Below are 8,300 nucleotides of genomic sequence, written 5' to 3'. Positions count from 1 at the left end.
GCTTGGTCAGGAGAATTAGTTGTGCACGCTGTTCTAAGCTGAGTGGGACGGTAACAATCCGTGGCATGTGCAAACATCGTTTAACCAAAAATGTCTTTTCGCATGTTTAGTTGTTTTTGTCAACTTAGCACTGTATTGCACGTATATCGAATGTTTGAAACAGACATCAACTCAACACTCAATATTCGATTTGAAATCGTCTGAATCACTAGAGAGCCATCTACAATGCTTTATAGGATTTATCTATACTGAATTGGATACAACTAATTACAATAAATACCATTATAGCTATGAGGTTCAATCGGTATTCAATAATCTAGCCTTATTGCAAAATACAAGTAAAACTACAATTCTCCTTTCACTTAATACAATAAATGAGAATGTGGAAAATTGTATATTTCTATATAAAAACATGAAAAAAAATATAGAAAAAATTGAATATTATCGAGGTTGGAATATCTGCAGTAATGATAATAAAATCCTAAATCTCAATATCAGTATTATTTACGACACATATGGAAAAGAATTCACAAATAAATTGCATCATATAATGATCACTTATGGAAAAAAAATCATATCAACCACCTTGTCAAAAAAAATTGGGTATCTTATTAGTTTATTTAGAGTTTTAGTTGTAGCATATCCAAATATTAAAGACATGCAAAGGGCAATGTCTTCCGAATATGCATTTGAAAGCATGCTTATTGTTTATAATTTATGCTTAATAGATGCAAAAATAAAAAACTATAATATTGGTCATTTTCACACGAGATGGGGTTCTATAGTTGATATGTACAATGTATTAGTTAACTATGGAATATGGCAAGAACCTATCACAGAAATACTCAGACCAATATATAAAAAATGTACACATAAAAACACTACAACAAACTTGGTAAAAGATGAAAAAGAACAGTTAATACATAATAAATTAGTAACACAAATCCCAATAAGTTATACAGATAGTGAAGCTAAGGAACTCATTTTTATTAGAATAACTAATGAAATTGACCATATAATTTACTGTTCAGAATTACTCACAAAAAAAACAAATGAAAAATATAATTTTTTTATTGAATGCGTTAAAAAAGGAATAGTTAAAGTTAGCCAAAACAACACTTCAAAAAATAATGTACAAGTAGGAATTTTAAATAAAAACAATACATTTCGAACTTATTATGAATTCCCTTTTAAACATAAAACCCTTAAGAGTTATTCTGTTTTTTTAGGTATATCAGGTTCAAGCAAGGAAAAGAATATCATTAAAGACGAAATTTTTTATTCAAGCTACAATACTTTATACCCTTTCCTCATATTATTAATTAATCAACATCCCGCAATTACTGAATCCTGGTTAATAAATTGGAAACTGTATGATAATAAAAACAATGTAGGTCTTTTTAAAATTGGAGAATCTTGGTATAGCAAGTCTTTTAAAAAGAGAAGAGGAGTAAATTATGCTGAACAATTAATTAAATTAAACCCCCAATCAGTAAAAATAATTGAAGACATCATAAAAATTACTAGTATTGCAAGAAATTATTTGAAATCAGCAAATAATCAAGATTATGAATACATGCTATTAGCTTCAAGAACTGCATTCACAGAACCAAAAAGAGTAAAAAAAATTGAGAATGGCACCTGTACTACCGTCATTAATGGTCTAAAAAAATCATATGAAATAACAAGTTATAAAAATGGTGATATATTACTTAACGATAATGAAAGTAGCCATATTTTTCAAAATTTAACATTAACAAGATTTAGAGCAAGTTGTGGTGTGCGTGTTTACTATGAAACTATGTCTGTAAATAAAATGAGTCTAGCGCTAGGCCATAAGGAATATAACCCTGCATTGATTGATTCATATCTACCAGATACTCTATGGAAATTTTATACGAACAGATGGTTACGAATATTTCAAAATGCTCTTATTTACGAATCAATGAAAGACTCAATTTACTTATTTGAATCTGTAGATTTCACCAAAGAAGAACTTGATAAATTCATAAATAATCATGCATTCAAAGATATACCTCATCATATTGAAAAAGGATTTCATGAAATAAATATTGAGAAAAAAAATAATGAAGATAAAAATAGTTATATAGGTATTTATTTAATAACAGTTCCTCTTCTACAAATTTTTCTTGCAATTAAATACTTTTTTGAAGAGACATCTTACAACCAAAAAGACATAAAAAAACATTTAAAATGGTGGTACACAAGTGCAAATTATGTAATATCACAGATTGAAGCATTTCAAAAAAATTTACAACAATGCTTATATTTAACTAAAGACATTATAGAGATGTATGAAATAGCAAGAAAAAATCCAGTCAAATATAATATAATCGAAGGAATATTTATAAATGATAGTAAATAATAAATTAAAAGATATTTTATCTGACCCTAATAAAAATATAGAAACCATGTCAAAGAAAGAACTCACTTTATTAAAGAATGAGATAATACGCAACCCCAATAATTATGGATTAATTGAAAAATCTTTTGAAAAAACATCCACCATACACAATTTAAAGCTTTCAGATGTAAGAAATCCTGTTTGGTTTTATGATAATACAAAATTTGAATCAAATATATGGATGATTAAATTAAATAAAGCAATAATAACAGTCAACTTCAATAAAATCAAAATTGATAATAATATTTTACTAACAGAAAGACCAAACATACTAAACACCTTCAAATACTGGCTTTGCATTCAAAGCCATCCTATTTACAATGAAGGATTTTTATTAAAAACTCAAACCATCAGCATTAATTTAACAAATATAATTTACTTTATAAATTCCATTTTGATTAATTCTAATATTTTAGAATTAAGCAAATATGGTTTAAATAAGATTAATGAAGACTACATAGTCGATTATCTGGTCAATATTTCAAACAATGGAAAAATCAATGCATCAATTAATTACAATATATTTGTAACAGATTTTTTAAAAGAAAAAATTAAAGAAATAGATATAAATGATGTAATTAAATTTGAAGAGAAATATCCTTTCTTCATCAATAATAACCATAATGATGAACTTGACCTAACATTAGAAGAGCTAAGAAAATCAAAATACTGGCTTTATTGTAATGAAGGTTACTCTACATATAATCCCAATAAAGTAAAAAAAAATTTTTTCATTAAATCTCTTGAGGATCGTATCATCGTATTTAACCAACAACCTTTTACTTTACAGCAATTAAACTTAATCGAAGACACAGCTAAAACAGAATACTTAAGTCTTCCTTACACGACTAGTGATGAAGAATACTATTCATACCAAGACCTTCAATCTCAAATAAAGAACTTAAAAAAAATTGTATTTGTCCACTCTCAAAATGATTGTGCTCAAATCAATATTTCTAACTTTAATACTATCGGAGTGAAAAGAATAAATAAAATAACCCCTTTAAAAGATTTGGGGAGATTTGCAACACTGCCTGCTGATGTAACTTTTAAAGCTATACGTGATTCTTTTGAATTTATTCATAAATATTTAGATATCTTGCTTGATACAATTTTTAAATATTCTTTATTCATCAAAAATAAAAAAGGCAATTTTAATGATTTTTATAACAGTTCAAATTTTCCAAGCACATTAAAGAAAATAGGTATTAAAGAATTAAAAATACCTAAAGATGAAAATTATTTTATAAATTTACGTAGCAATCATGGATTTATTGATTTTTACAATATTCTATTAGCATCTATATTAGTTGCATTAGGAGCGATCACTGCTAGACGCAACTCAGAAATTATTGATTTACACCCATTAGATTGTTTATTACCTCAGAATTTTGATCCATTAATAACAGAATTCAAAGAATTTGAAGTTATATTTGATAATCGAAAAAGTGGTGTTGGCGGCATTAATTTTCATCGTGAAAAGATGTCAAGACCTATACCAAGCATCATAGCAAAAATCATTTATAAACTTAAAAATTTTAATGAAATCATATTAGAAAATAATTTTTCTACACTTTCTGATATTAATTTGATAAATAACTATTCTTATAGTAGAAATACATGGAAAAAGTTATCGACTGGAAACTATAGCAACTTATTAAATTTATTTTGTGATTATTTTCAAACAAAAAAAATAGAATACTCACCAAATGAATATAGGAGATATTATATACGCCAACATCAATTAAGACGTTTTTTTGCAATGATATTTTTCTGGTCAAAAAGCTTTGATGGCTTAGATACATTACGTCACTTCCTCGGTCATACTGATATTGAACATTTATATCATTATATTACTGAACCATTAACAGGCAGCGTTCTTAATGGCGTAAAATCTCACACAATTACTGAAGCCTATTTAGGAATATCTGGCCCAATTGTTAAAAATATTAAAGACTTACGCACAGTATTATTAAATCATTTTAATGTTAATGACTTAGAAATAACTAGCATGAAAAATTTCAACTTTACAAATAAGCTATCAAGCAAAATACACTATCTTATTGATGAACATATAATTGACCTTCAACCTAGATTTTTTACTACCAAAGATAAAAACAATAATATCATTCAAGAATTTGAGCTAATATTGATAGTTAAGGATGAAATATGAAAAAATTTGATAATTATGAAGTTGAAAAATCAATTCAATCTGAAATTGATTTACTTCAACTTATAATAAATAAGCCAAATAATTATATCAATGACAATGATATAAAAACCGCTATTTCATCTCAAAAAAATATAGCGAAATACTCCAGTAGCGAATATGGAATTATTTCACTATCACTCAATACACATAAATTATACGTAAATAAATATTCAAATATCACATATACTCAATTTAATGATTTGAGAATAAAAGCTTTATCTTCAATCACCATAACTCCAGCTAGTAAAAAAAATAAAATTGAAGAATTAAAGTCAGAGAATAATAATCTAAAAATTAATAACTTAATACTCATCAAAATCATATATGATCTAAAGTCAACAATTTCCAATTTAGCTTTAGGCACAAACAACCAATATATTATTGATGAAACCAACAACAAATTAAAATATTTTGAAAAATTATTAAACCATGCTAATGAGGTGGTTTATAATGAAAAATAAAAAACTATATTCAATGGTCAGTAATTTATCATTACCAAATTACCTCACCACATCCAAACAAGATATAAAATTTTTCAATATTGATGCCTTACCTTTTTTAATATACCCTAATGGTGTTCCATGCTATGAAGCAAATTCATATCTTATTTATAAATTAAAATTTGGTTATTCTCAAAAATATAATGGTGGCACATACAGAATATTTGCCAATCATTTAACTCACTTTATCAGATTTACTTTTTATTGCAAGAAAATAGAAAATTTTTCACAATTTGACAATAATTTATTTTCCGATTTTATGGATTATTTACAAGATGACCCTGATGTTCGATCCAATAACCAAATTATACGTATTGCTTATCAAGCTATTAATTTTCTTTTTTTTATTGCAGAGCTTTATAATCTTAATAATTTTATTGGGATTGGTAAAAATAATAAAATATCTTTAAGTAGTAAAAATAAAAAAGTCTCTAGAGAAAATAACAAACTAAGGTCTCCCCCGAGTTATTTTCATTATTCGTTCCCTCCACCTTCACCTCAACGCAAACGCTATCCTGTTTCACTCGATGATTATAATAAACTTTTGAATCATATAAATTACTCAGTCAATGAGCCTTTAAGACTTAGAAACTTGTGTCTTATTCAGGCACTTGAAAATACAGGTGGTAGAAGAACAGAAGTCTGCTCTCTATCCATGAAATCCCTAAGATCAGCGTTAAAGAGTGAATCAGACTCACCTTTACTAGAAATTATAAATTTAAAAAATAATCGTTTAACTAAGACACGGGAAATTCCTGTTTCAAGAACTTTTTTACTCAATTTACGCTTTTATGTTCATTACTATAGAAATCCGATACTGCAAAAAAAGGGCATTAATCATGATTATATTTTTATTTCACATACATCAGGCCATCCATTACAACCCGATACTTTGACTACTTATATGAATAATTGGTCCAAAGAGGCAAATCTTTCCTCCCAAGTCTGTGCTCACATGTTTCGCCATCGATTTATCACAGAAAAATTTAAATCTCTAATTTTAGAACATGAATTAACGAATAGTGATGAATTTCGAAAAATGCTATTAAATACATATCGATTAAAACAAATTATGCTTGAATGGACTGGCCACAGATCTATCACATCTCTTGATACATATATAAATTTAGCATTTGATGAGCTTTCTGAAATCGATAAATTAAAAGAAAAAATACTTACAACCCCTTCCAATCATGTCATCAACTCACACATTAAATTTTTAGAAAACTCTTTAAATAATAATTTTCCAATTGATCCTATTATATTACGTGAACTTCTTGATCAGCTTAAAAATAAAATTAAATAAAATCTTAATGTTAGCGGCAGTGTAAAAATGACCCCTTGGTTAATATAGCGGTCATTTTGGACTGCTCAACATGTTAACTTTGGAGCAAGCAGTGACAATCCAAATACTTCATCAACAAGGTAAATCTATTAAAGCCATTAGTCGTGAACAGGGGGTGTCCAGAAATAACGTACGTAAATATTTACGGCAAAACACCACACCTCAGTATCAGCGTATACGGTAATCCTCCCATAAATAACCGAAGTTAAAAGTAGAGGTTAAGCAGCCATTAGAGGTGGCTTTCCTTTGTTAGCTTGATGTGGTCTTTCATGGTTGTAATGCCACAACCAGTTTGTTGCATAATCTTGTACTTCATCCAAAGTATCAAATAAATGCTTGCTCAGCCAACTATAACGTATGGTCCGATTATAGCGTTCAATATACGCATTCTGCTGTGGCTTACCCGGTTGAATATATTCAATACGAATACCGTGCTCAGTAGCCCAGCGCACAAATTCGTGACTGATAAATTCGGGACCATTATCGCATCAGATCACTAACGGTTTTTCTCTCCACTCCAGCAATTGATTCAACGTACGAATAACCCTGATTGTGGGCAATGAGAACCCTGCTTCAATGGCTAGGCCTTCGCGGCGGTAATCATCAATCACATTCAATAATCGAAACTTGCGACCATCGGAAAGCTGATCATGCATAAAATCTAATGACCAAACCTGATTTTCTCGGATTGGTTCTTTCAATGGTTCAGGCGCATGCCGTTTTAGTCTTCTTCTCGGTTTAATACGCAGATTCAGTGCCAACTCACAGTAAATGCGGTAAACCCGCTTGTGATTCCAGCAGCAACTCTCAACATGCCGTAAATACGAGAAGCACAAACCAAAGCCCCAATCGGAATTTTCCTCAGTGAGTTCAATGAGCTGTTCAGCAATGAGTGCATTGTCATCGCTGAGATTGGCTTGATAGCGGTAACAGGTTTCACTAATGCCAAATGCTTTACAAGCCAAACGAATACTAATGGCATGCTGGGCGACTGCCTGTTGTGCCATCTTACGCCGGCAAGATGGCTTTACCACTTTTTTGCCATCGCTTCTTGGATGATTTCGGCCTTTAATCGCTCTTCCGCATACATCTTTTTAAGTCTGGTATTTTCGGCTTCTAGCTCTTTCAGTCGAGCCATTAGTGATGTATCCATACCACCATATTTGGCACGCCATTTATAAAAGGTAGCATTACTCATGCCGTGTTCACAGCAAAGGGTCGCTACAGGTGTGCCAGATTCTGCCTGTTTCAAGATGGACATGATCTGACTGTCAGTAAATTTAGATGTTTTCATGCAGAATCTCCTGCTCGTATCTTAAGAGAAAATTCTACTTTTAAATCCTATTATTTTTAGGGGGGATTACCACCTGGGGAATAGCCTTTCCTTACACTAATTAATCAAATCAATTTTTTATTCATGACAAAAGTCTTCAAGCGTCATTTGGATTTCTATCACTGAATCAAAAAACTCAAACAAATTCTTCAGTAACTGAAACACATTCTTCTAGACGGTACATTTCATCATCAATAATAGCAACCTTTGTAAATTCACCCCAAAAGTCCACAGTTGATGCATCATATGATTCAACTTCCCATCTCGAACCATCATCAAGGACAACCACTCTTCCATCATATTTAATCTCATGGATGTCACCTACTTTATGTTGACCCAAGCCATACATTCGTAGCCCCCACCGTAATATTTCCTGTTGCTCAGATTCTGATAGCTTATTAATACCTGATGCCTGTATCTCATCAGGGGTCATCATTTTTTCTAAATCAATACTCATACATATTCCTAACGCAGGTTAAACACCT

General features: G+C 29.8%; 5 protein-coding genes and 2 pseudogenes. 5 read left to right on the top strand and 2 right to left on the bottom strand.

Going from position 1 to position 8,300, the window contains the following annotated elements; translation table 11 throughout:
• Positions 1-412 precede the first annotated feature (412 nt).
• From FTT83_RS11295 to FTT83_RS11275, 5 genes and pseudogenes are all read left to right on the top strand, one after another.
• The gene (locus FTT83_RS11295) at positions 413-2,386 is read left to right on the top strand and encodes a hypothetical protein (protein WP_257234901.1); all 1,974 of its coding nucleotides are present in this window, start codon (positions 413-415) and stop codon (positions 2,384-2,386) included.
• A complete protein-coding gene (locus FTT83_RS11290; protein WP_180176618.1) occupies positions 2,373-4,598 on the top strand; it encodes a hypothetical protein in 2,226 nt (741 codons plus the stop codon). Before FTT83_RS11295 ends, FTT83_RS11290 begins: the two co-directional genes overlap by 14 nt.
• Positions 4,595-5,098, top strand: coding sequence for a hypothetical protein (locus tag FTT83_RS11285; RefSeq protein ID WP_180176617.1), 504 nt, complete (start codon positions 4,595-4,597; stop codon positions 5,096-5,098). Before FTT83_RS11290 ends, FTT83_RS11285 begins: the two co-directional genes overlap by 4 nt.
• The gene (locus FTT83_RS11280; RefSeq protein ID WP_180176616.1) at positions 5,088-6,443 is read left to right on the top strand and encodes a tyrosine-type recombinase/integrase; all 1,356 of its coding nucleotides are present in this window, start codon (positions 5,088-5,090) and stop codon (positions 6,441-6,443) included. Before FTT83_RS11285 ends, FTT83_RS11280 begins: the two co-directional genes overlap by 11 nt.
• Positions 6,444-6,513: 70 nt before the next feature.
• Positions 6,514-6,663: pseudogene (locus FTT83_RS11275) on the top strand (helix-turn-helix domain-containing protein); the annotation flags it as partial.
• A gap of 37 nt (positions 6,664-6,700) precedes the next feature.
• Here FTT83_RS11275 and FTT83_RS11270 read toward each other — a convergent pair.
• Positions 6,701-7,776: pseudogene (locus FTT83_RS11270) on the bottom strand (IS3 family transposase).
• A gap of 175 nt (positions 7,777-7,951) precedes the next feature.
• Positions 7,952-8,272 (bottom strand): hypothetical protein, encoded by a 321-nt coding sequence (locus tag FTT83_RS11265; RefSeq protein WP_180176615.1) that lies wholly within the window; start codon positions 8,270-8,272, stop codon positions 7,952-7,954.
• Between the last annotated feature and the right edge of the window lie 28 nt (positions 8,273-8,300).

This window comes from Acinetobacter sp. YH01018 (genome assembly GCF_013420295.1).
Lineage (GTDB): Bacteria > Pseudomonadota > Gammaproteobacteria > Pseudomonadales > Moraxellaceae > Acinetobacter.
The sequence above is the reverse complement of the archived record's forward strand: the minus strand, read 5'-3'. Positions and strand labels throughout refer to the sequence as shown.